Raw genomic sequence first — 22403 nt, forward strand, 5'->3', positions numbered from 1 at the left:
CGGGCAACCTTTTAAACCCATGTTTGTGCCTTAAACCGAAGTTTGCGCCAACGGAGCCGAGCCATGATTGCCCACCCCGCCAAAAAATACCGTCGTTTCGAGCCCATTCAGCTCCCGGACCGTCAGTGGCCCAACAAGGTCATTGATCAGGCGCCGATCTGGATGAGCACCGACCTGCGCGATGGCAATCAGGCCCTGATCGATCCGATGAATGTGGACACCAAGTTGCGCCTGTTCAAAGCCCTGGTGTCGATCGGCTTCAAAGAAATTGAAGTGGGCTTTCCTTCGGCCTCCGACACCGATTTCAACTTTGTACGTCGCCTGATCGAGGAAGATCACATTCCCGATGACGTCACTGTCGAGGTGCTCACCCAGGCGCGCCAGGATCTGATCGCCCGCACCGTGGAATCGCTCAAAGGCGCGCGCCGGGCCATCGTGCATATGTACAACCCCGTGGCGCCGGCGTTCCGCCGGATCGTCTACAAGACCGACAAGGCCGGCGTCAAAGAGATTGCCGAGCGCGGCACCCGCTGGGTGAAAGAGCTCACCGAAGCTCAACCGGGCACCGAATGGGTGTACCAGTATTCGCCGGAAGTGTTCTCCAGCACCGAAGTGGAGTTCGCCAAAGAGGTGTGCGATGCGGTCTCGGCGATCTGGCAGCCGACACCCGAACGCAAGATGATTTTCAACCTGCCGGCGACCGTGGAAATGTCCACGCCCAACACCTACGCCGACCAGATTGAGTGGATGCACCGCAATCTCAACAATCGCGAGAGCATCATTCTGAGTGTGCACCCGCACAACGATCGGGGTACCGCCGTGGCGGCGGCCGAGCTGGCGGTCATGGCCGGCGCCGATCGGGTGGAAGGTTGTCTGTTCGGCAACGGCGAACGCACCGGTAATGTGGACCTGGTGACCCTGGCCATGAACCTCTACTCCCAGGGCATTCACCCGGGCCTGGACTTCACCGACATTGATCAGATCCGCCAGTTGGCCGAAGAGTGCACCCAACTTCCGGTTCATCCGCGCCATCCCTATGCGGGTGAGTTGGTGTTCACCGCCTTTTCCGGCTCACACCAGGATGCGATCAAGAAGGGCTTTGCGGTGCAGGACCCAGAGGGCTATTGGGAAGTCCCTTATCTGCCCATTGACCCGGCCGACCTCAACCGCAGCTACGATGCCGTGGTGCGGGTGAACAGTCAGTCCGGCAAGGGCGGTGTCAGCTTCCTGCTTCAGCAGCAGGCAGGCTATGAATTGCCCCGTCGTCTGCAGATCGAGTTCAGCGGCGTGGTCCAGAAAGTCAGTGACACCTCGGGCAAAGAGGTGGCCAGTGGTGATATCTACAAGCTGTTTGATCAGGAGTACCTGCAGGTCAATGCGCCTTATGTGTACACCAGCAGTCGGGTCAGTGATGGCGAAGACGGCGTGGTGAACACCCTGATCCTGGGCAAGTTCCAGGGCCAGGAAGTGGAGTTGACCGGTACCGGCAATGGCCCGATTGATGCCGCCGCCAAGGCCCTGGGTGAGCACGCCGGTCAGACCATTACGGTGGTGGATTACCACGAGCACGGCCTGGGAGCCGGCTCCGATGTGGCGGCGGTATGCTATGTCGAAGTGAAAGTGGGTGATCACAAGCCGGTGTTTGGCGTCGGGCAGGACAAGAACATTGTCGCGGCCGCCATCAAAGCGTTGATCAATGGTGTGAACCGGGATCTGGGAATGAGCGCCTAAGATCGATCGGTGTTCTTCTTACACCACTAGCAACACCCGTAAAGCCAGGTCGAAATAACGGCCTGGCTTTTTTATGCCTTTGATGTTTATGAAATGCTGTTACATGCGCCAAAGTGCCTTAGTAGCCGTATTTTGTGACTTAACTCAAGTAAAGTCGTCTATTTTGCGTCGAACCCTTTACCCCATGTAACACCTGTGCCATTATTTGATTGCGCAACCATTGGGTTGCCATTCCAATACAAGAACCCTGTTCTAACAATAAACATTGAGGGAGTTTGAGAATGAAAGTATTCCACCTGAGCCCGCTCGCCCTGGCGCTCGCTGCTGCTGCCATGCCCGCTGCCCACGCCCAAGACGAAGGTGCTGGCGCTCTGGAAGAAGTGGTGGTCACCGGCTTCCGCCAGAGTCTGGAACGCGCGCTGGACATCAAACGCGATTCCGCCAACAACGTCGAAACCATTGTCGCTGAAGACATGGGTAAAATGCCCGACCTCAACCTGGCCGAGTCCCTGCAACGGGTCCCCGGTGTGGCCATCACCCGCGAGGGCGGTGAAGGTCGCAGCATCACCGTGCGCGGCCTGAGCCCGGATTTCACCCGCAGTACCCTGAACGGTATGGAAGTACCCGGCAGCGCCGGCGGCCTGGACTCCTCCGGCGGCGTCAACCGCGGCCGCTCCATGGACTTCAACATCTTCGCCTCGGAACTGTTCAACCGCATCGACATTCACAAGTCGCCCAAGGCGTCGGTGGAAGAGGGCGGTCTGGCCAGTACCGTGGAGCTGTTTACCGCCAAGCCATTTGATAACCCCGGCCTGAACGCCAGCGTCAGCGGCCAGTTCACCGTAGATAACGTCGCCGACGAAGCCGACCCGCGCTTCGCCGCGCTGGTGAGCAACACCTTTATGGACGACACCGTCGGGGTGCTGTTCTCGGTGGCTCACTCCACCCGCACCGTGCGTCAGGAAGGTTTCGGCACCGTGCGCTATACCTCGCCGTTTGCCAACGGCCAAAGCTGGGCGGACACCAGTGGTACCACCATCAACGGCACGCCCGACCCGGATACCAACCACCCCGAATACACTCAAGGTGACGATCCGCTCGACTACATGTGGACCCCGCGCCTGCCCCGGATGGACTACTTCGGCAACACCCAGGATCGCACCGGTGTGACCGCCGCCTTCCAGTTCCGCCCCAATGATCGCCTGGAATTGGGTCTGGACATCGTCGGTTCCGAGCTGTCGAACGACCGCGAGTCCTACAACTACTTCGCCCAGTTCCGGAACACCTTCGATGAAATCACACCCACCAGTGTGACCCTGGATGCCGCCGGTCGTCAGATCGTCGCCGGTACCTTCCAGAACGTGACCCCGCGTTCGGAAAGCCGCGGCCAGTTCTCGGAAACCACTTTCCTGCAGACCGTATTCTCCGGTAAGTACGACCTGAGCGATCGCACCGAACTGAGCTTCATGTTGGGTAACGCCAACTCCGAACACGATGAAGAACAGTACCGCTTCAACCTGACCGCCTCGGAAGGTCACGACTTCACTTTCGACTTCGGTGCGGATTCCGACATTGCGGAGATGAGCTACGGGTTCGATATTCTGGAGCCGTCGAACTACTTCTTCTCCGGCCCGACGCTGCGCAAAGACGTGGTGGACCGGGACAACACCACCTTCCGCCTGGATCTGGAAACCGAGCAGGGCGGCGCCGTGTTCAAAACCGGTTTTATCTACAACGACCGGGAAGTGGACTCTCTGCGCTACAACCCGACCGAAGGCACCATCGATGCACCGGATGAAGTGACCTCGGATCTGGCCACCTCACTGACCGGTATCGGTATTGATGACTTTGCCAGCGGCCTGGATGCCCCCGGCGGCTTCCCGCGCGACTTCCTGATCGCCCACTTCGACAACACCATTGAAGCCTACGGCGCGGGTCAATTCACCCCGGTACCGGTGGACGCCTCCTCCTGGAACGTACAGGAAGAGACCATGGGCCTGTACGGTGAAGTGGACTTTGAAACCAGCGTGTTTGACCGTCCCTTCCGGGTGAACACCGGCCTGCGTATCGCCCGGACCTTCATGACCTCCAGCGGTGCCACCGAAGACCCGGTCACCGGCGAGGCGATCCTGCTGTCCGAGGACAACGCCTACACCGACGTGCTGCCCTCGACCAACATCGTGTGGGAAATTGAAGAAGACCTGCTGTTGCGCGCCAACATCTCCCGCAACATCACCCGTCCGGGGCTGGGCAGCCTGTCGCCCACCGTGACCGGTGTGACCCCGATCAACGGCAACATCAGCCGGGGTAACCCGAACCTCGACCCGATGCGCGCCAGCGCCGTGGATCTGGGCCTGGAGTGGTACTTCGACAGCGAAGCGCTGCTGGCGGTGACCCTGTTCCACAAAGACATCGAAAGCTTCATCAGCGGTGACGAAGTGGAAGGACCGCTCACCCCGGAGCTGCGCCAGATCGTGTCCAACTACCCGGCCTACGACCCGGATTCTCCGCTGTTTGAGCCCAACGCGGTGGATATCAACGGCTCGGCCTGGTTTACCTCCCAGCCGGTCAACGGCGATGGCGCCCAGCTCGATGGGGTGGAGATCGCGTATCAGCAGCCGTTCACCTTCCTGCCGGCACCGTTCGACAACCTGGGTATGATTGCCAACTACACCTATGTGAGCTCCGAGGCGAACTTCGGTTCGGTGGTGAGCACGTTGCCGGGCCTGTCGGAAGAAAGCTACAACTTCACGCTGTACTACGAGACCGATCGCTACGGCATCCGTGGCTCCATCAACGGCCGGGATGACTACATCACCAGCCCGAATGGCAGCAACGGCAACGCCCAGGAAGCGACCACCGGTCCAACCCGTCTGGACATGTCGGCGTTCTACAACATCACCGATGACCTGAAGGTGACGTTGGAAGGCATCAACATGACCAACGAGACCGAGCGGTTGTACACCACCGGTCCGCTGGGCGACATGAACCTGGTGCGTGAGTACAACACCACTGGCCGAGAGGTTTACCTCGGCCTGCGTTACAGCTACTGACCCTCGACGGCTCGCGCCTGCGAGCCGGGCTGTAGCTGATGAGCGCCACCCTCTGGGGTGGCGCTTTTTTTTCGCCTATACTCCCGGTATCGGCACTGCGAACCTGGCCCCTGAATGATTACAAACCGTACTACGACAACCGTGGCAACGCTCGGGCTGCGGGCGCTTCTTTTGTGGCTTGTCCTGCTGCTGATCAGCACGGCGACCCACGCTCGGGAGCCTGTGATTGACATTGAGGGGCTGACCCAACAGTCTCTGGTGGATCAGGTCGAATTTCGGCCTGCGGCACCCGATGTGACCCTTGAGGAGGTTCGAGCCGACACGGGTTTCCGGCCGTTGCATCGGGCCGACATCAATCAGGGGATATCGGGCCAGGCCTACTGGTTACGCACCCGGTTGGTTAACACTCACAACAAACCGGTTTCCTGGATACTGGTCCACAAAACATCCTATCTAGATCACATCGAGCTTTATACCCGTGATGCTACCGCCTCAAAGTTTGAACGAGCGCACCTGTCCGACCGGGTCCCCTTCCATGAACGCCCGATTGATTACCGCACCCTGGCATTTCCAGGTCAAACAGGAGGCGATAGTTACACGGATATATATCTGAAGGTCTACTACGACAAGCCGGACTCGGTCAGTCTTCAGTTTACCCTGTATTCTCCGGAAGCATTCACTCAGGCGGTACAGTACGAAAACCTGTGGTTTGGTGCCTATTACGGCGCCCTGGCCGTGATGTTGTTTCTTGCGTTGATCATTGGAACTCTGCTGCGTCGCCCCAGCGTTTTCATCTATGCGGCATTGCTACTGGCCACCGGTTGGAAGTGGACGCTGTTGAACGGATTCGGCTATCAATACCTTTGGCCTGACAGTATTTATGGGCATAACGAAGGCTTCCATATCGCGTTCTTATTATTCGCACTTTGCGCGACCCAGTTCTCCAAGTCATTCCTGAATACCCGCGTTCATTTCCCGCTGGGCCATCGTCTGTTGCAGGTGATCCAGTTTGTGGCACTGGCGGGCATTGCTGTGCGCCTGATGGGCGCCTACGAGCCGGCGTTACACATCGCGTTTATCACCTTGGCAGTGATTGCATTCGTGCTGCCAGTCATCGGTGCTCACGCCTGGTATAGCGGCCTGCGGTACGCGCGCTGGTATTTTCTCGCCTGGCTGTTGTATTGCGTCAGCTTGCTCCTGACGCTGGCCAGTGCTTACCTGAGCATTGTTCCCAATGGCATGTACGCACTGACACTGTTGCAGGTCGGAAGCCTGCTTGAAGCGGTATTTCTGACCGTCGCATTAACAGAGCGCCTGCTGAACCTGGAAACCGAACGGCGCAATGCGTTGGCACTGGCCAATCAGGATCCGCTGACCGGTCTGGGTAACCGACGGTTGTTGCAGAGTGAGTACGAAGGTTTTATCGAAAATGGTTCCGCCCGCCGGAAACCCATGTACCTGATCATGATCGACCTGGATTATTTCAAGCAGATCAACGATCACTACGGCCACGATGCCGGAGACCAAGTACTGAGAGAAGTGGCACGGTTGCTCCGGGCACATTGCCGGGACACCGATGTCTGCATTCGGTACGGCGGTGAGGAGTTCGCTTTGTTGGTGCGAACCGAGGGAGTACAGTCGGCACGCGCTATTGCCGAGCGAATCCGCGAAGAGTTTGCCCGAACGCCGACGCTCTACGAAGGACACTCCATCGCACACACACTCAGTTGCGGTGTGACCCCGGTGCAACGTCACGGCCAGGCGCTGAGCGTCAATGAGATGATGAAACACGCCGATCAGGCGCTGTATGAAGGCAAAGCGGCAGGACGCAATTGCACGGTCATCTATCGTGACAGCCTGTCGAATCCCTCATTACAGACTATTCAATGAGACCCTGAGCCATGACTGACTATCTGCGGAAAACCCCTATGGAGGTTCTTAGTGAGTGATACCGATCTGCGCGACCACCTTGCGGTTGAGCGCACCCACCTGGCCAACGAGCGTACCCTGCTGTCCTACATACGCACGGCGCTGTCCGTCATCATCGGTGGTGGTGTGGTACTGCAGTTCCTACCGGAACAACCGGTTCTGAACGTGCTGGCCTGGATCGCCATTTTCGGCGGATTGGTCATGGCGGGAATTGGCGTCTACCGTTTTCTCAAGGTCCGCCGCGAGATTCCCAGGGTACAGTCCTGACGTTGCCGCTTATCCTCCATTTTTTGAAATATGCAGGACAGGCAGCTAGCCAATGTTCAATTTAGCGATGACCAGATTCATGCAGATCGACTCACTCAGAGGAAGCGCAATAACCCGCTACCAGTAATCACAAAGCAAGATGGTCGCGCATTCAGATCCTGGTCGAGTGTTGGGATTGGCGTTTTAACACATCAAAAATGATTAGGTTGCGTAGCCTAACAAAGGGCCAAATAGCGAAAAATGGCTGGCGCATAGAACCACAATCTATTAGGAAGGCGCTGTTAGTAATAGTTGGCTCTTTAGCCAAAAATCACCTCAGTTGGCCTTGAATTGTGCCACTCCCTGTGCAAAGATCTTTAGGTAATGCTCAAAAAAAGTCTGTAAAACCTACCACAATCAACCTTATAAACAGACGAGTTGAGCGCGATAAAAACCGATAAAGCAGTACAGGACAATCCGTACAGACACGTACACTAAAAATATCAATCGGATTCTAAAGCGGCATCAGTCCGTCTGAATCTCAGAAAAAGCTTCAACCTAAATAAATTAAAAAGTAGTAGTCGAGGGAGACAAAATGTTTCATAAACGTATGCTGTCACTGGCGGTTTCGCTGGTGGCTGGTGGTTCCCTGCCCCTTATTGCCCATGCTCAGGACGATCAGGCTGCCGAGCCCATGCTGGAAGAAATTCTTGTCCAGGGTGTTCGAGCTGCAGAGCTGAACGCTCGAGAAATTGAGCGTAATCGGGACATCTTCAGCTCCGTCATCTCTCAGGATGACGCAGGTAATTTTGCTGATCAGAACGTCGCTGAAGCGCTTCAGCGCCTTCCGGGTGTTACTATTCAGAAAAGTGACGGCCAGGGCGAATTTGTGAACGTCCGGGGTCTGGGTCCGAATTTCGTTGGCGTAAGCCTGAACAATTCTGAATTAGCCTCTTCAAGCACCGATAACCGTTCTGTCGCACTTAATTCGATTCCTGCTGACTTGATGGGGTCCATTGAAGTTTTCAAATCATTGACGCCGGATATGGACCTGAACTCGATTGGTGGCCGCGTCAACGTGAACTCAGTGACCGCGTTCTCCCGCGGTGAGGATAGCCTCAGATTAAGCCTTCAAGGGGCTATGCATGAGCAGCGTGGAGAATTTTCGCCGAAAGCGACTATCCAGGCGACTAAACTTCTCGCTGATGAAACGATTGGTATTGCGGTTTCCCTGTCTCACGAAGAGCGCGCTACCGAAGTTAATCAGATATTTCACGATACCAGCAACGACCTTCGATTCTTGCGCGTTTCTCGGCCACAGCTCGGTGATGACAGCAACAATCGTGAAAATAACGCCAGAAGCTCTCTGGAGTACCTGCAGGAAGGTGTAGTCGATCCTTATATCGATGAGCCGAGAATCCTGGCTCCCTGGGAGTTCGAGGTCCGTCAAGATGAGAGCGTACGCACTACTACGGCGGGTACCTTTAACGTGGAGTGGCGGCCAACCGACAATAGCGAGTACTTTGTTCGCTATGACCACTCAACCTTTACCGATGAAGAGCTGACCCTGCGGGAGTACTTCCGTTTTGGGCAGGGTGATGCACGGTACGTGTCCTATGTGAACCCTGAAAATAACAGCTTTGCCGTATCTGATACGGATTTGCAGCAGCACGTTTTCATCCAGGAGGCTGAAGATAAGACAACCACCTTCGCTCTGGGTGGCGAAAACAATATTGATCTGTGGACGGTGGACTACGAATACCATAATTCAGTGGGCGAGCAAACCAATCCGGATGACAGAAGGGTACAGTTCCGAATTCAGTCGCTCCCAATGTACGCGCGGTCCTTCCAGGACGATATCGAGGCTCAGGTACTTTCGCGCACACAGATTCGCGCCTTGGCTGAACAGTCCGGTGCTGTAATTCCAACCTCCGGTGTTCCCGGAACTGGTGGCTATGCAGGTTTCCCTGGTTATGAGCTTGGAGAGCGTCGACAGGAAGCCTTTGTTTACGACGGGATATATCTGGAGGACGGCTTCCGCGAAGACGACGTTGAGCAGTTCAAACTGAATATCCGTCGTGATTTTGAAGGCGGCTTTGTCAACTACTTCAAGGCTGGTGTTCTCGCCAAAGAGCGTACCCGGAGCCGGGATCGCGCTCGTTGGAGTGTAAACCCGAGTGACTACCCCTTTGCTTGTGAAGGTGACGAAGAATGTCTTACCTGGGCAAACACGGGTATTGGTCGCGGCGATTTCGAAACCTATACACCTAGAAATCCTCGCTTCGATCACGATTTCATAACAACGGCTGATGCCGAAAATCTTCTCGATATTACGCGCCAAATCCCCTTGAACTTGGACCCGAATAGAAGTGGCCAAGCGAGCAAGAGCGATAACTACGCAATCTATGAAGAGAGCAATGAAGCTTATCTGATGGGTGAATTCAACCTGACAGATAACATGTGGTTGATTGCTGGTGCACGGTATGTAGAAACCGAGTTTGGTTCTACAGGTTGGTTCACTTTGCGTCACGATCGCTTCCAGCAGGAAGACGGCGTCGTTCGGGATATCGTAATGCCCCTCGGAGACCCAACAACCGGCGGGTTTGTCGTCAATCAGTACGATGGTGTATATCCCGGTCTGCATTTGCGTTGGGAGCCAAGAGACGACCTGTTGGTGAGAAGCTCCCTTTGGACCAACTACAATCGTCCTGACTACGATGACGCCAGTGCAGACGCCGGATTTGACGGTCGGGTTTTCCTGAGCGCAGCGGACCCGATTGAAGGCCGCGATAACTGCAGTGATAACCTTCAGGACGATTTGGGTGCGCCTAACGATGGTTATGTCGAGTTCATTTCGCAGAACTTCACCCTTTGTGAAGGAAACGCCTTAGAACTGGGCAATACTGATCTGAAAGCCATGGAAGCCACTAACTTCGATGCGTCGGTCAGTTGGTATGGTCCCAACGGTCACTTCGCCGAACTCGCCGTTTTCTATAAGCAAATCGATGACTTTATTGTTGAAGTAAGGGGTATTGATGTTGCGAGAAACGATCTTCCAGGTTCAGTTAAAGTGGCTTTGGATCGCATCGATTCGTCGGATGGAGGTGATCCGTCCATTACCGAGAACGTGTTCCGCATCGACCAGGACCATGTCTTCCAGGATGTAAATACCACGCTCAACGGGGATACGTCGTCAGTGTATGGTGCAGAAATCAGTTACTCCCGTTACTTTGATAACAATTTCTTTGTTAACGGCAACATGACATTGCTTAGCAGTACCGCAGACGCAGGGGAGACGGTCCGTGCAGACGATATCAGACTGCCGAATCAGGCTGACCTGACCGCAAACCTGACCTTGGGTTGGGAAAATGAGATGTTTTCTGCGCGTTTGATTCAAAATTATCGTAGTGAAGTTCTCAAGCAGATTGGTTCCTGCTCTGCCGCAGACATCCAGACTGACCGGGAGTGGGCGGCGCTGAATGATGCCAGTAACCCCGATGCGCTCGAAGGTGCCACGGGTTCAGGCGTTGTTTACCCGGAAAATTGTCGGCGCTGGGCAGATGTGTTCCACGATGAAATCTTTGGCCTAGATTTCAAGGCCACTTACAACCTGAACGAAGACATTAAGTTCTACTTCGATGTCCTGAATGTGACAGAGGATGTAGATGTCTTCTATTTCCGTGGTAACGATTACTCCAACGGACCGGTGATGTATGAATCGGAAGGTTTGGGTCGCACCTTTCAGGTGGGGGCTACCATACGCTTCTGGTAAAAGAACTCATGGTTGATTGCTCTGCTATTGCGTAGAGCAATTAACTGGGGTGTAGAGAGATATCATTAGATAAAAACGTAGGAGATCAACCGATATGAAACTTAAATTATTAGCAGCATTAATGCTGGGTAGCACCCTGGTCGCTTGCGGTGGTAGTAGCGGCGGTGGTGGTGGCGGGGGCGGTAATGACGACCCCGATGACATCCCACAAGATGATCCACCCGAGGAAGGCACTCAGATTGAAATTCAAGCTGAAACCTTGCCTCTGGTAGAGAACTTCGAAGCGACCAGTACGCTTGACTTCTTCAGTGACTCCTACAAAGCACTGAATACTCCAGCATCCAACACTATCGTGGATGAGGATGGCAATGAATCCACGCTGACCGATCCACATCCTTCATTCTATTACCCGACCTGCTGCTTGTGGGCTGAAGACCCCGACACCGGGGAAGTGTCCATCGGCGAAGTTGATCCTGAGTCTACCAGTTGGATGGCGGGTAACGGCTATCTCGCATTGATTGACAGTGCTCGCATGAGCATCGGTCAGATTCTGTCCGATTTGACGGACGAAAACGCCAACGACAGAAAGAGCGATACCAGTGATGGTGCCGAAGGTGCTACCGCTGAGCTGGGCAGCTGGGGTGAGCTGGATCTGAGCGAACCCTACCGCGTTTCTTTCTGCTTGAACGACAACGGCCCCTGGGGCTCTGGTTTCAGTAATCTGGAGCTTTACGTCGACAACAACAGTGGTGGTCGCCAAGCTGACTCACTCTGGAGCACTGCTTCGTTACTGTTGCGAGAAGAAATCGGTACTTTCCAGGCCGGTAATCGCGTAGTCGTTGATGTTCCTGGTGATGCCTACATGATGGATAATGAAGGCAACCGTGTCGGAGATACCATTGCTGTTATCCCGGCACTGGATGGCGATAGCATGCCTGTGGGTACTCCCACTTCTTACTTGCAGCTGCGGGTGAGCAGCGGCGGTTACGCGGTGATCAGTAACCTGGTGGTAGAGCATCAGGCGGGTGATGCCGTGGAATACGCCACCTGTGAAGTCAACGAAGAGTATGTGCAGCCTCCGCAGTTCGAAGGTGTTGCATTCGAAGGTCTGCCGCTGAGCGTTAACCTCGACATGACATTCGAAGAGTTCTTCGGCGAGGAAAACGAAATCTTCCTGGCTTTCCCGGATGATTTGACCAAGCCGTTCTACAACCCGCGCGCTGGTTCTTCCCGCATGTATGTTGCGAATAACGCGATTACCTGGGGCGATGGTCGGTTCTATGTTGGTCATGATGAAGGCACCGGTCTGGAGGCCGTCGGCGGAATCGACTTGAGCCAGCCATATACCGTCAGCTTCACCGTCAACAAGGCGAACGATGCTGGTGGCAATTTCATGATCTACGTGAACAACACTGAGTCTGGCACCGGTAGTGCAGAAGATGGTTGGAATTCAGTGCATGAAGACGCTACTACCATCTACTCCGCTACGCTGGACACCCTCACAGATGGTCAGGAAGTAGTCATTGAGTCCGATGTGGGCACTGCTACTTCTTTCTTCCAGTTCCGCTGTGATTCAGGCTGTGGTCAGCCTGAGGGGCCGGATTCTGAGCTGGGCATCACGCTGAGCGATATTGTAATCCAGTATCAGGACTCTAATGGTGGAGACGCAGGGCTGATCAATGAAGCTTTTGAGGGCATTACATCAGAAGACTTCTACAGCACTGAATATCGCCATGTGTCCACTGACGCTAGTACCTCTTTCTATTATGAGACCGGTGGTACAACTGCTGTGATGGATGGTGTTCTGAGCTTTGATTCTTCTCGGATCACTGCGGGTGACCGGACTCGGGCCGCCACTACGTCCGAAACCACTGAACCCCAAGGTGATATGGATCTGAGTCAGCCGTTCCGCATTCAGTTTGATGTGGTTGCGGTAAACACCGTTCCAGTGGAAGAAGATGCAACTGCGAACTTCTTTGTATATCTGGATAACAATACGACCAGCTCAAGTAACTCTCTGCATGACTTCGATTCTCGCATCGTTAATGTAGATTCTCGTACCTATGAAGCTGGGCAAACCTACGTCTACGAGATTACTGAAAATCTCGGTACGACAGAGTCGTTCCTGCAGTTCCGCTGCGAGTCCGGCTGCGCCATCGACATCGATAACTTGATTGTTGAGCCGATGTAAGAAGGGCGACCCAAGAAAAAGGATTTTCTTGATACCCTAAACAAAAGAAGCCCCGCGTTTGCGGGGCTTCTTTTGTTTGGACAGCCGTTTAAGGTCAGCCTTTGATCGACCGCAACAAATCCCGCGTCAGAATAATCCCTTCCGCTTCCGAGTGCTTATCGCCCTCGTACTCAACGCCCACCCAGCCGCTGTAACCCACGGCCATGACGATATCCATCATCCGGTGAAAGTCGATGCTGGTTTCATTGCCCTGAGCATCAAAGGCATAGCTCTTCGCGCTCACCGCTTTGGCATAGGGCATAAGCTCGCGCACGCCCTGATACTTGTCGTAGCTTTCGCCGGTGTCGCGATTGATGGTGAAGTTGCCGAAGTCGGGCAGGGTGCCCACCCGGGGGTGGTTGGCGGTTTCCATCACCTGGCTCAGCCAACGGGCGTTGGAGGACAGACCACCGTGGTTTTCCACCAGTACGTTCAGGCCCAGGGGTTCGCAGTACTCCGCCAGCTTGACCAGGCCGTCGGCCGCGCGCTCGCGCTGTTCGTCGTAACTGCCCTGGCTCTGGGCGTTTACCCGGATGGAGTGGCAGCCCAGGGCGTGGGCGGCGTCGGCCCATTTTTTGTGGTTGTCCACGGTCTGCTTCCGATCGGCTTCGGTGGGGGCACCCAGGGCGCCTTCGCCGTCGATCATGATCAGCAGGCTGCGCACGCCCTCATTATCCGCCCGCTGACGCAGGTCCTGGACCAGAGCGTCGGAGAGGTTGTCCTTGTAGAACTGATTGACGTACTCGACGCCGCCAATCCCGAATTCCTGCCGGGTGATGGCCGCGAAGTCCATGGGGTTGGCGTCTCCGCTGAAGAAGCGGCGGTGCAGGGACCACTGCGCCAGGGAAATATCGAAGGTATTGCGCTTGCCGATCAGGCTGCCACATCCGGGCAGGGTGGAGGCCGCTGCAACGGCGGCACCGAGGGCGGCGGCGCCTTTCAGGAATTGGCGGCGGCCTGGCTGTATCCGGTCCATAAGTCCTCACTTTATTGTCGATTTTGAATGGTTGGGTCAGTCTAGCGAGCATTTTTTGACCGTGCAACCGGTTTCATTTGTTGCACAGGTGGGTAATAATGGCTCGCCAGTGGGGGCAGTGTACCCCGAAATTGATCAATAACGATAAGGTGTGGTTATGGCGACAACCAAGGTCAGCGCGACCATTCTGGGAGCGGGCAAGCAATCGCATACCTACGATGCCATCGTCATCGGCTCCGGTATTTCCGGGGGCTGGGCGGCCAAGGAACTGTGTGAGCAGGGCCTGCAGACGCTGGTATTGGAGCGGGGCGGGCACATCGAGCACATTGAAGATTACCCCACCGCCCACAAAGAGGCCTGGGATCTGCCCCTGTTCGGGGAGATGTCCGCGGAGTTCAGAGCCGCCAACCCGGTGTTGTCGCGCTGCTACGCGGTCAATCAGGCGACCGCCCATCACTTTGTCAAAGACGCCGAGCACCCCTACCTGCAGAGCAAACCCTTTGACTGGATTCGCGGTTATCAGGTCGGTGGCAAGTCGCTGATGTGGGCGCGCTGGGTGCAGCGCTGGAGCGATTTCGACTTTGAGAGCAACGCCCGCAACAGCGTCGGTGTGGACTGGCCCATCCGCTATCAGGACCTTGCCCCCTGGTACAGCCACGTGGAAAAGTTTGCCGGTATCAGTGGCAACCGCGACGGCCTGCCGCAGATTCCGGATGGTGAATTCCTGCCACCGATGGAAATGAATGCGGTGGAGAAACACTTCAAGCAGTCCATCGAAAGTCAGTTCCCCAATCGTCATCTGGTGATGTCTCGCACCGCGAACCTGTCGCAACATCACAATGGACGCGGGCCCTGCATGTACCGGGCCCGTTGCGCCCGGGGCTGCCCGTTTACCGGGTATTTCAGCAGCAACGGGGTAACCCTGCCGGCCGCTGCGGCCACCGGCAACCTGACCATGCGCCCACACTCGGTGGTGCACTCCATCATCTACGACGAGCAGAAACAGCGTGCCACCGGTGTCCGGGTAATCGACGCCGAAACCAAGGCGGTGACCGAGTACTTCGCACGCATCATTTTCGTCAACGCCAGTACGCTGAACACCACCCTGATTCTGAAGAATTCCACCTCCGAGCGCTTCCCCAACGGTCTGGGTAACGACAGTGGGGTGCTCGGGCACTACCTGATGGATCACAACTACCGCGCCCGGGCGAGTGCCGAAGTGGAGGGACTGGAAGACCGTTACTATTACGGCCGTCGTCCCACCGGCACTTATCTGCCCCGGTTCCGGAATATTTTTGATGATAAGCAGGATCAGTACATCGGCGGTTTCTCATACTCCGTGGGCGCCTACCGGGCGCAGGGTAATGTCCAGGAGGGTGACGCTCCCTTCGGCGCCGAGTTCAAACACAAGATGAGTGAAGTGGGCCCCTGGCGGATCAATATGACCGGCATGGGGGAGTTTCTGCCGCGCTTTGACAACAAAGTGACCCTGAGCAAGGACCAGACCGATGCCTGGGGCATGCCACTGCTGAATATGGACTGCGATTATTCGGACAACGAGCACCATATGACCCGGGACATTCGCGACAGCGCCGCCGAAATGCTGGAAAAAGCCGGCTACAAAAACATCCAGACCGTTGACAGTGAGCAGGCCCCGGGGCTCGCCATTCATGAAATGGGCACCGCCCGCATGGGGCGTGACCCCAAAACCTCCATGCTCAATGGTCACAACCAGCTGCATGCGGTGCCCAACGTGTTTGTGACCGACGGCGCCTGCATGACCTCGTCCGCCTGCCAGAATCCGTCCCTGACCTATATGGCATTGACGGCCCGGGCCGCGCATTACGCGGTGGATCAACTCAATAAACGCAATCTGTAAGGGGGCGAGATGAATCGCAGACAGGCATTACACACGATGATGGGTGCGCTGGGTCTGGTATCGGCCACCCAGGTGTTCGGTGCGTCCGCCTTTTTAAGCGGCGCATTGCCTACGGCCGTTCAACCCGTGCTGGCCGAACCGGAGGTGGCACTGCTCAGTGACGTTGGTGAGACCATTCTGCCCAGCACCGAGGATTCACCCGGTGCCAAAGCCGCCGGTATCGGCGCTTTTATGCAGGCGATGGTCAGCGGTTACTACACGCCGGCGGAACAACAGGTTTTTCTGCGAGGATTGGCCGATCTGCAGCAGCGCAGCCAGGCTCAGTTCAACACCGATGTTCGGTCACTGACACCGGGTCAACGAGAGCAATTGTTATTGGCGCTGGAGCAGGACAGCGACGCCGATTATTACCGGATGATCAAGCAGTTGACCCTCTGGGGCTACTTCGCCTCGGAGGTGGGTGCCAAGCAGGCATTGCGCTTTGCACCCATTCCCGGCCGTCATGAGGGAGATGTAAAAATTGATCCTGGCACCAAGGCCTGGGCCAACTTACTCCCCTGAGGGTTCGTCCGCCCGGGAATGCCCCAACAACCAGCGGTACAGGTCTTCGCTGCGGTACACCCGGGTCCAGGCATCGTGGCCCATGTCCTCGTGGTTGGTAAAGCGCACCGCGGGGTGTCCGAGCTTTTCCAGCTCGTTCAGCCCGGGGTAAAAATGCTCAATGGTGACGACCGGATCACGTCCGGCAGCGAACGCCCATAGGGGGAGCTGGTGTTCCGCGATGGGTGCCATCAGGTCCGGATGGCCCCAGCCCACCACCGGGCTGATGGCCGCAAAGCGCTCCGGGTGCTGGCTGGCCATATACCAGGTACCGAAGCCACCGTAGCTCAGGCCACTGAGATAGACCCGTTGTTGATCCACCCGGTAGTTGGCCTCGATCCGATCGAGCATCATGATCAGGTCGTCTTCAATGCGATCCCAGCCGTTGGGCAGGGTGGGGGGAATGTCGTCCATGGAGGCGGGTGCAGGCACGCCATTCATGGGCTCGGGCGTCGGGAAATCCGCCGGGCGGGGTGGAACCCCATCGGCCAATCGTTGGGGTATTTGAGACGGGTCCCGGTTGCGCAGGTAATCCGCGTGCTCATCCATTCCGAACATGGGGAGCTGGGGCACGATCATGATGAACGGCAGGTCCCGCTTCTGGATCCAGGCTTCGTACAGCGGCCCATGGGCCAGTACATAGTCCAGCTCGTCCCGGCCATTGCCTCGCTCACCGTTGCCGTGCAGAAACAAAAGCACCGGCCAGTCCTTCCCGGTTTGAGTTTCATAGCCTCTGGGCAAATACACGAAAAACTGCCGCTCGCTGCCATCCAGAGCGCTGGTAAAACTCAGGCGTTCCAATTGCGGTTCGGAACCTTCGGATTGGCCGTGGGGTTGGAGGCTGCAGGCCGTCAGCAGCCAAACACAGAAAGACAGAGTTATGAGTCGCATGGTATGACCTCGTTTATGGTTATAACTACCGGCTAACCATAGCAGAATAATCTGATAAATGGCCCGGGAAGTCGCCCAAAGGAGTAGGTTGCTTGCTACAATTGGCGCAATATTCAACAAAAACGGCGCCGCCATGTCTCCCAGTCGCTCCTTGCATTTCTTGCTGGTGGCCATTGCCATTACCTTGCTGGCTGTGGCCGCACACCCGCTGATTCCCGAGCGGCAGCACTCACTGGTGCCCCACGCCGACAGTACCATCATTCTCGCACCCTACGGTGACGCCATGCAGGGCGGGCCGAGCCATTCGGAGTGGGTCGGGCCGGAGAAGGATTACCACTGGCGCTGTCGGGTTGAGCCCGAGGGCGATTACGTGTTCTGCGGCATCAACCTCTTGTTGTCCGAAGACAATCTGCACGGGTTGGATCTGACCGACTTTGAGGCCTTCGAGCTACAGCTGGAAACCCCGGGTCATAACCAGGACGTGCAGTTCTTTATGCGCCATTACGATGAGCGTTACTCCAACCCGGACGATAACAACAGTGCCCAATTCAACAAGTTCGACATCAAGGCCGGAGAGTTGGGGGGAACCCTGAGAATCGGTTTTGATGAGCTGTCTCTGGCAGATTGGTGGAGCAGTGCTCGAGACCTGCCGCGGGATCTGCGACGTCCCGCGTTTCACAACGTGATCGCCGTGGGTATAGGCTACGCCCAGCACCTTGAGCCCGGGAACTACGATGTGATCATCAAGGAAGCGAGTTTTGTCGGTGAGTGGATCTCGGCCGCCACCTGGTACCTGAGCATTCTGCTGATCTGGCTGGTGGGGCTGGGTGCCTGGGGCATCCATCGGTTGGTTCTGCTGTCCCGGATTACCCGGCGCCACCGTCGGCAACTGGATATCCTCTCCAATCGCAATGCGCAGTTGAAAGAGGAAACCGACCGCTACAAGCAACTGTCCACCCGCGACCCGCTTACCGGGGCCTACAATCGTTACGGTTTTGAACAGCGTCTGTCCCAGATGATTCACCAGAACGAATTCCAGCCCATCTCATTGATCCTGCTGGATGTGGACCATTTCAAAACCTTCAACGATACCTACGGTCATGATGCCGGGGACAAGGTTCTGCGCCAGTTGGTGAACCTGTTGGATCAGTACACCCGCAAGCAGGATGTGCTCTGTCGCTGGGGCGGTGAGGAATTTCTGCTCCTGTGCCCCAACACAGATGCCAAAAGTGCGGTGGTTCTGGCGGAAAAGATCCGGCAACTGGTTTCCGAGGCCCGGATTGAAATGGACGAGCAGGTACGTTTGACCGCCAGTTTCGGAGTCTGTCAGATCCGTGCCGGTGAGCCCTATATCGATGCCTTTGTCCGAACCGATCGGGCGCTGTATCAGGCCAAGGACCAGGGGCGTAACCGGGTGATGTTGTGCCCGGAAGCTATGGTGGCTGATACTCGCTGAACCCAACACAGATGTAAACGGTTGCACACAAAATACATAGCCTTTTCCGGGTGCCAGAATTCAGTGTCTGACAGTCCGGCATGCTCCATGAGAATCGGTTACATCCATTGAAATGGCACAACCCACGCGCTTGACGTCCCCCGCTCCGCGTTTCATATTGATCCTATCAGCCCGTATTTCAACAAACGTAAAGCCACTGTAAACCCGCGTTGTTTTGGTGGTATGCTCAAAAAATAGGCGATTGGTGAGAAGGTCGCCGGATAAGTATTTTCAATAATTATTAAACGCAGTAACCGAAGTGAGAGTAATCAACCATGACTATCAACAAGCTTGCCCTTGTTGCGGCCATCAGTGCGCTGCTGTCCGCCTGTGGGGGCTCCGACTCCGACAATCCTCCGTCCTCAAGCTCATCTTCCAGTTCGAGCAGCAGCACCAGCTCATCCTCCTCGTCCAGTGGACCCAACGAATACGACGGTGACTGGGCCTCCTGCGAGCGCCTGAACACACCTCAGGGCTTCGCCACTCTGGGTGACGGAGTAACTGGCGGCGCCGATGTGGGTGCGGGTAACCATGAAGTTGGCGTGGTCACCGGCGCTCAGTTGCAGAATGTTCTGACTGACGAACAGTACGCCGATCTGCCGCTGACGATTTATATTGACGATCTGATCACTTGGGACAATTCCAACGGCGGCATTAAAGTACGCCGTGAGGATGTGACCATTGTCGGTCGCACCGAAAGTGCCGGCTTTGAAGGCGTAGGCCTGGAGCTGAGCCACGGGGCCAGCAACATCATCATCCGCAACCTGGAAATGCGCTACGTTCCGCAAACCAATGGTTCCGGTGACCTGATCAGCATGGATGGTCGCGATGGTGCGGTAACCAATGTCTGGATCGATCACAATGAGCTGTATAACAGCCTTGAAGCGCCGGAAGAGGCGGGTTGTGGTCTGGACGAAAACTGCAACAAGGATTATTACGACGAGTTGGTCAGCGGCCGCGGTGCGGTACAGAACGTGACCATCTCCTATAACTACATGCACGATAGCTGGAAGACCTCGCTCTGGGGCTCGTCAGATGGCCCCGAGGAAGATGCCGGTCGAACCATCACCTTCCACCACAACTACTGGCACAACGTGAACTCGCGCTTACCGCTGTTTCGCTATGGTGAAGGGCATGTGTTCAACAACTACTATCACAACGTGACCGGGTCAGGCATCAACTCCCGTATGGGCGCCGAGATGCGAATTGACGGAAATGTGTTTGAGAATGTGAAAGATCCGATTGTTTCGATTGATAGTTCGGAGGTCGGATTCTGGGATGTTGAGGACAACATTTTTGAAAACATAGACGCCGACGGAAGCTGTCCGAGTACCGGCAGTGAATGTCGGGGTGCTCAAGACGAGTCCACAACGTCCTATATCCCGGGCTACGCGTACGACATCATGCCGGCTTCGCAGGTAAGGGAGTACGTAGTCCCAATATCGAAAGTTGAGGATGAAGCGATGGCTAATGTAGGGGTAGGTGTAATTGACGAGTGTCTTGACCTGCCGGAGCCTGATGGTGGTAATGACGCCCCAGCGTTCAATACCGACCCCCAAGATCCTCCGGGCGCCTGGAGCGTATTTGATGGTGAGCTGGCTCCGGATGCCGATGGTTCCATCGCGCTGGAAGCGGGCGGCAACGCCAGCTTTGAGCTGGGGGGCGATACCGACATGGATTACTTCACCGTCAACGGTGATGGAACCATCGATATCGACACCACCAGTGATGTCAATCTGCGCCATCACGCCACGCTGCGCGGCGTTTTGCCGGAAGGGTATCCCAAGTACTTGACCGTCGTAGCCCGAGTGCAGGGTTATAATGAGGAGAGCCGGCTGCTCGAAATCGAAACCGCCTTTGCCGATGAAGGCGAAGCGGGCAGTCGTTTGAAAACCCTGCTTCGAAATCAGGAAGGCGCGGTGGGTATCCAGTTGGAAGATGCCGATCCGGTCAACGACAATTCGCCGGACTATTACGATCAGTTGGATATGACGGCGTACCACACTTACCAGATCAGCGTGACCATGAACAGTGCAACCCACGGTAACGTGCGTATCTTCGTGGATGGTAACGACGAGCCGGTTATCAGCCTGTTGGATGTTCAGATGCGGGCGGCCAGCAGTGCCGGCGACAACTTTGTGCGCATTGGCGATGGCGGTGGTCATCCCTACAAGAGCAAGATTGATTGGCTGGTTTGGACCACCGAATCTGATTACTTGCCCAGTGACCTGAAAGGCGCTCTGCCTGAAGGGTTGGGAGACATTACCGGCTACGCAGCCGACTAACGTTTACTGAACCCGTTTCGGGCCTGCCTTGCCCGAGACCACAACAGGAACCCCGCTGTACGAGTGTCTGGCACTGCGAAAGTGGGGTTTTTTTATGGCAACAATAAAATAAAAGTGAGAGAACCATGAAAACAACCCATCCATTACTTTATCTGCTGTTGGCACTGACGTTATCCGCCTGCGGCGGCTCGGACAACGACGAAGGCGGCAGCAATCCATCGAGTAGCTTGGCATCGTCGAGTAGCGAGGACAACAATAGCAGTAGTAGCGAGAGCAGCATGCAGAGCTCCAGCACCCTGAGTTCTTCCAGCTCGTCCAATGCCAGCTCTGATGACCTGCCCGATGCCGAACGGCTGTCCTGTGATCAGGCCAATCAGGTCCAGGGTTTCGCTGCGCTTGGTGACGGCACCACGGGCGGTGCCGGAGGCGGTGAAGTGACGGTGAGCACCGGCGCCGAGTTGGCGTCGGCGCTGGACAACAAGGGCAGTCAACCGTTGATCATCTATGTGGACGGCACCATCACGTCGGAGAATTCGCCGGACGATAAATTCAGCATCAAGGATATGAATGATGTGTCGATTATTGGCGTGGGCAGCAATGCGCTGTTTGATGGTATTGGTATCAAAATCTGGCGGGCGAACAATATTATTGTGCGCAATCTGACCATGCGCTACGTCAGTATCGGTGACAAAGACCACATCAGCCTGGAAGGGCCGGCCAGTCATGTCTGGATAGACCACAATACCTTTTACAATGACTTGAATACGAACAAGGATTTTTACGACGAGCTGGTCAGTGGCAAAAAGAACGTGGACAACGTGACGATTTCCTACAACATTCTACGGGACAGCTGGAAAACCTCGCTGTGGGGCAGCAGCGACTCGGACAGTGCGCACCGGAGGGTAACCTTCCATGGTAACCATTGGCTCAATGCCAATTCTCGGTTACCTCTGTTCCGGTTTGGTGAAGGCCATATTTTCAACAATCATTATGAAGGCGTGATCAGTACCGGCATCAATTCGCGAATGGGTGCGACCATCAAGATCGACGGCAATCTATTTGAGGACTCGAAGAACCCGATCGGCTCCTGGTTCAGCGACGAGATAGGTTATTGGGATCTGGGTGAAAACCAATTTGTGAATGTCGAGTGGGTTGCCGCGACGGATGGTGATGTAACGGCCGGGCCGGATCCGGAGTCCACCGTCAGTTATGAGCCGCCTTACGATTACACCCTGGTCCCACTGGAAACGGTGGCGGATCATGTGGCGGTCAACGCCGGTGCCGGAGTCATCGCCGACTGTCTATAAATTTCACTG

13 protein-coding genes are annotated in these 22403 nt (G+C 55.9%); 11 read left to right on the top strand and 2 right to left on the bottom strand.

Annotation, left to right across the window (positions count from 1 at the left end):
- The first annotated feature begins 63 nt into the window (after nt 1-63).
- The 6 genes from leuA (at nt 64) to N645_RS0112180 (ending at nt 12922) form a co-directional block, all read left to right on the top strand.
- Nucleotides 64-1731 (top strand): 2-isopropylmalate synthase, encoded by a 1668-nt coding sequence (gene leuA, locus N645_RS0112155; protein ID WP_024461790.1) that lies wholly within the window; start codon nt 64-66, stop codon nt 1729-1731.
- Between the two features lie 281 nt (nt 1732-2012).
- Entirely contained in the window at nt 2013-4784 is a 2772-nt protein-coding gene (locus tag N645_RS0112160; protein WP_024461791.1) for a TonB-dependent receptor, read from the top strand.
- Between the two features lie 114 nt (nt 4785-4898).
- The gene (locus N645_RS0112165) at nt 4899-6674 is read left to right on the top strand and encodes a diguanylate cyclase (RefSeq protein ID WP_081666105.1); all 1776 of its coding nucleotides are present in this window, start codon (nt 4899-4901) and stop codon (nt 6672-6674) included.
- 51 nt (nt 6675-6725) lie between these two features.
- Nucleotides 6726-6980: a YidH family protein gene (locus N645_RS0112170; protein WP_024461793.1), complete on the top strand. Its 255-nt coding sequence runs from the start codon at nt 6726-6728 to the stop codon at nt 6978-6980.
- A gap of 574 nt (nt 6981-7554) precedes the next feature.
- Nucleotides 7555-10731 (top strand): TonB-dependent receptor, encoded by a 3177-nt coding sequence (locus tag N645_RS0112175; RefSeq protein WP_024461794.1) that lies wholly within the window; start codon nt 7555-7557, stop codon nt 10729-10731.
- A 94-nt stretch (nt 10732-10825) separates the two neighbouring features.
- Entirely contained in the window at nt 10826-12922 is a 2097-nt protein-coding gene (locus N645_RS0112180; RefSeq protein WP_152521699.1) for a hypothetical protein, read from the top strand.
- Nucleotides 12923-13016: 94 nt separating this feature from the next.
- Here N645_RS0112180 and N645_RS0112185 read toward each other — a convergent pair whose 3' ends face one another.
- The gene (locus N645_RS0112185) at nt 13017-13937 is read right to left on the bottom strand and encodes a sugar phosphate isomerase/epimerase (protein WP_036161329.1); all 921 of its coding nucleotides are present in this window, start codon (nt 13935-13937) and stop codon (nt 13017-13019) included.
- Nucleotides 13938-14094: 157 nt separating this feature from the next.
- On the opposite strand from N645_RS0112185, the gene N645_RS0112190 reads away from it, so the two are divergent.
- Both N645_RS0112190 and N645_RS0112195 read left to right on the top strand, forming a co-directional pair.
- The gene (locus tag N645_RS0112190; protein WP_024461797.1) at nt 14095-15816 is read left to right on the top strand and encodes a GMC oxidoreductase; all 1722 of its coding nucleotides are present in this window, start codon (nt 14095-14097) and stop codon (nt 15814-15816) included.
- Between the two features lie 9 nt (nt 15817-15825).
- Nucleotides 15826-16377 carry a gluconate 2-dehydrogenase subunit 3 family protein gene (locus tag N645_RS0112195; RefSeq protein ID WP_024461798.1) on the top strand — a complete coding sequence of 184 codons (552 nt, stop codon included), beginning with the start codon at nt 15826-15828 and terminating at the stop codon, nt 16375-16377.
- On the opposite strand, the gene N645_RS0112200 is transcribed toward N645_RS0112195, so the two are convergent.
- The gene (locus N645_RS0112200) at nt 16366-17307 is read right to left on the bottom strand and encodes an alpha/beta hydrolase-fold protein (RefSeq protein WP_024461799.1); all 942 of its coding nucleotides are present in this window, start codon (nt 17305-17307) and stop codon (nt 16366-16368) included. The genes N645_RS0112195 and N645_RS0112200 overlap by 12 nt on opposite strands.
- Before the next feature lie 133 nt (nt 17308-17440).
- Between N645_RS0112200 and N645_RS0112205 the strand changes: the two genes are divergently transcribed.
- From N645_RS0112205 to N645_RS0112220, 3 genes are all read left to right on the top strand, one after another.
- Nucleotides 17441-18763 carry a GGDEF domain-containing protein gene (locus tag N645_RS0112205; protein ID WP_024461800.1) on the top strand — a complete coding sequence of 441 codons (1323 nt, stop codon included), beginning with the start codon at nt 17441-17443 and terminating at the stop codon, nt 18761-18763.
- 314 nt (nt 18764-19077) lie between these two features.
- On the top strand, nt 19078-21087 hold the full coding sequence (locus N645_RS17835; protein WP_024461801.1) for a polysaccharide lyase family 1 protein: 2010 nt from the start codon (nt 19078-19080) through the stop codon (nt 21085-21087).
- Nucleotides 21088-21212: 125 nt separating this feature from the next.
- Nucleotides 21213-22394 carry a polysaccharide lyase family 1 protein gene (locus tag N645_RS0112220; RefSeq protein WP_036161331.1) on the top strand — a complete coding sequence of 394 codons (1182 nt, stop codon included), beginning with the start codon at nt 21213-21215 and terminating at the stop codon, nt 22392-22394.
- The last annotated feature ends 9 nt before the right edge of the window (nt 22395-22403 follow it).

The organism is Marinimicrobium sp. LS-A18 (genome assembly GCF_000463525.1).
Classification (GTDB): Bacteria; Pseudomonadota; Gammaproteobacteria; order Pseudomonadales; family Cellvibrionaceae; genus Marinimicrobium; species Marinimicrobium koreense.

Coding starts and splice junctions, on each gene's coding strand:
- N645_RS0112205 (WP_024461800.1), top strand. CDS start 17,441: ATGTCTCCCAGTCGCTCCTTGCATTTCTTGCTGGTGGCCATTGCCATT.
- N645_RS0112190 (WP_024461797.1), top strand. CDS start 14,095: ATGGCGACAACCAAGGTCAGCGCGACCATTCTGGGAGCGGGCAAGCAA.
- N645_RS17835 (WP_024461801.1), top strand. CDS start 19,078: ATGACTATCAACAAGCTTGCCCTTGTTGCGGCCATCAGTGCGCTGCTG.
- leuA (WP_024461790.1), top strand. CDS start 64: ATGATTGCCCACCCCGCCAAAAAATACCGTCGTTTCGAGCCCATTCAG.
- N645_RS0112200 (WP_024461799.1), bottom strand. CDS start 17,307: ATGCGACTCATAACTCTGTCTTTCTGTGTTTGGCTGCTGACGGCCTGC.
- N645_RS0112175 (WP_024461794.1), top strand. CDS start 7,555: ATGTTTCATAAACGTATGCTGTCACTGGCGGTTTCGCTGGTGGCTGGT.
- N645_RS0112160 (WP_024461791.1), top strand. CDS start 2,013: ATGAAAGTATTCCACCTGAGCCCGCTCGCCCTGGCGCTCGCTGCTGCT.
- N645_RS0112185 (WP_036161329.1), bottom strand. CDS start 13,937: ATGGACCGGATACAGCCAGGCCGCCGCCAATTCCTGAAAGGCGCCGCC.
- N645_RS0112195 (WP_024461798.1), top strand. CDS start 15,826: ATGAATCGCAGACAGGCATTACACACGATGATGGGTGCGCTGGGTCTG.
- N645_RS0112180 (WP_152521699.1), top strand. CDS start 10,826: ATGAAACTTAAATTATTAGCAGCATTAATGCTGGGTAGCACCCTGGTC.
- N645_RS0112165 (WP_081666105.1), top strand. CDS start 4,899: ATGATTACAAACCGTACTACGACAACCGTGGCAACGCTCGGGCTGCGG.
- N645_RS0112220 (WP_036161331.1), top strand. CDS start 21,213: ATGAAAACAACCCATCCATTACTTTATCTGCTGTTGGCACTGACGTTA.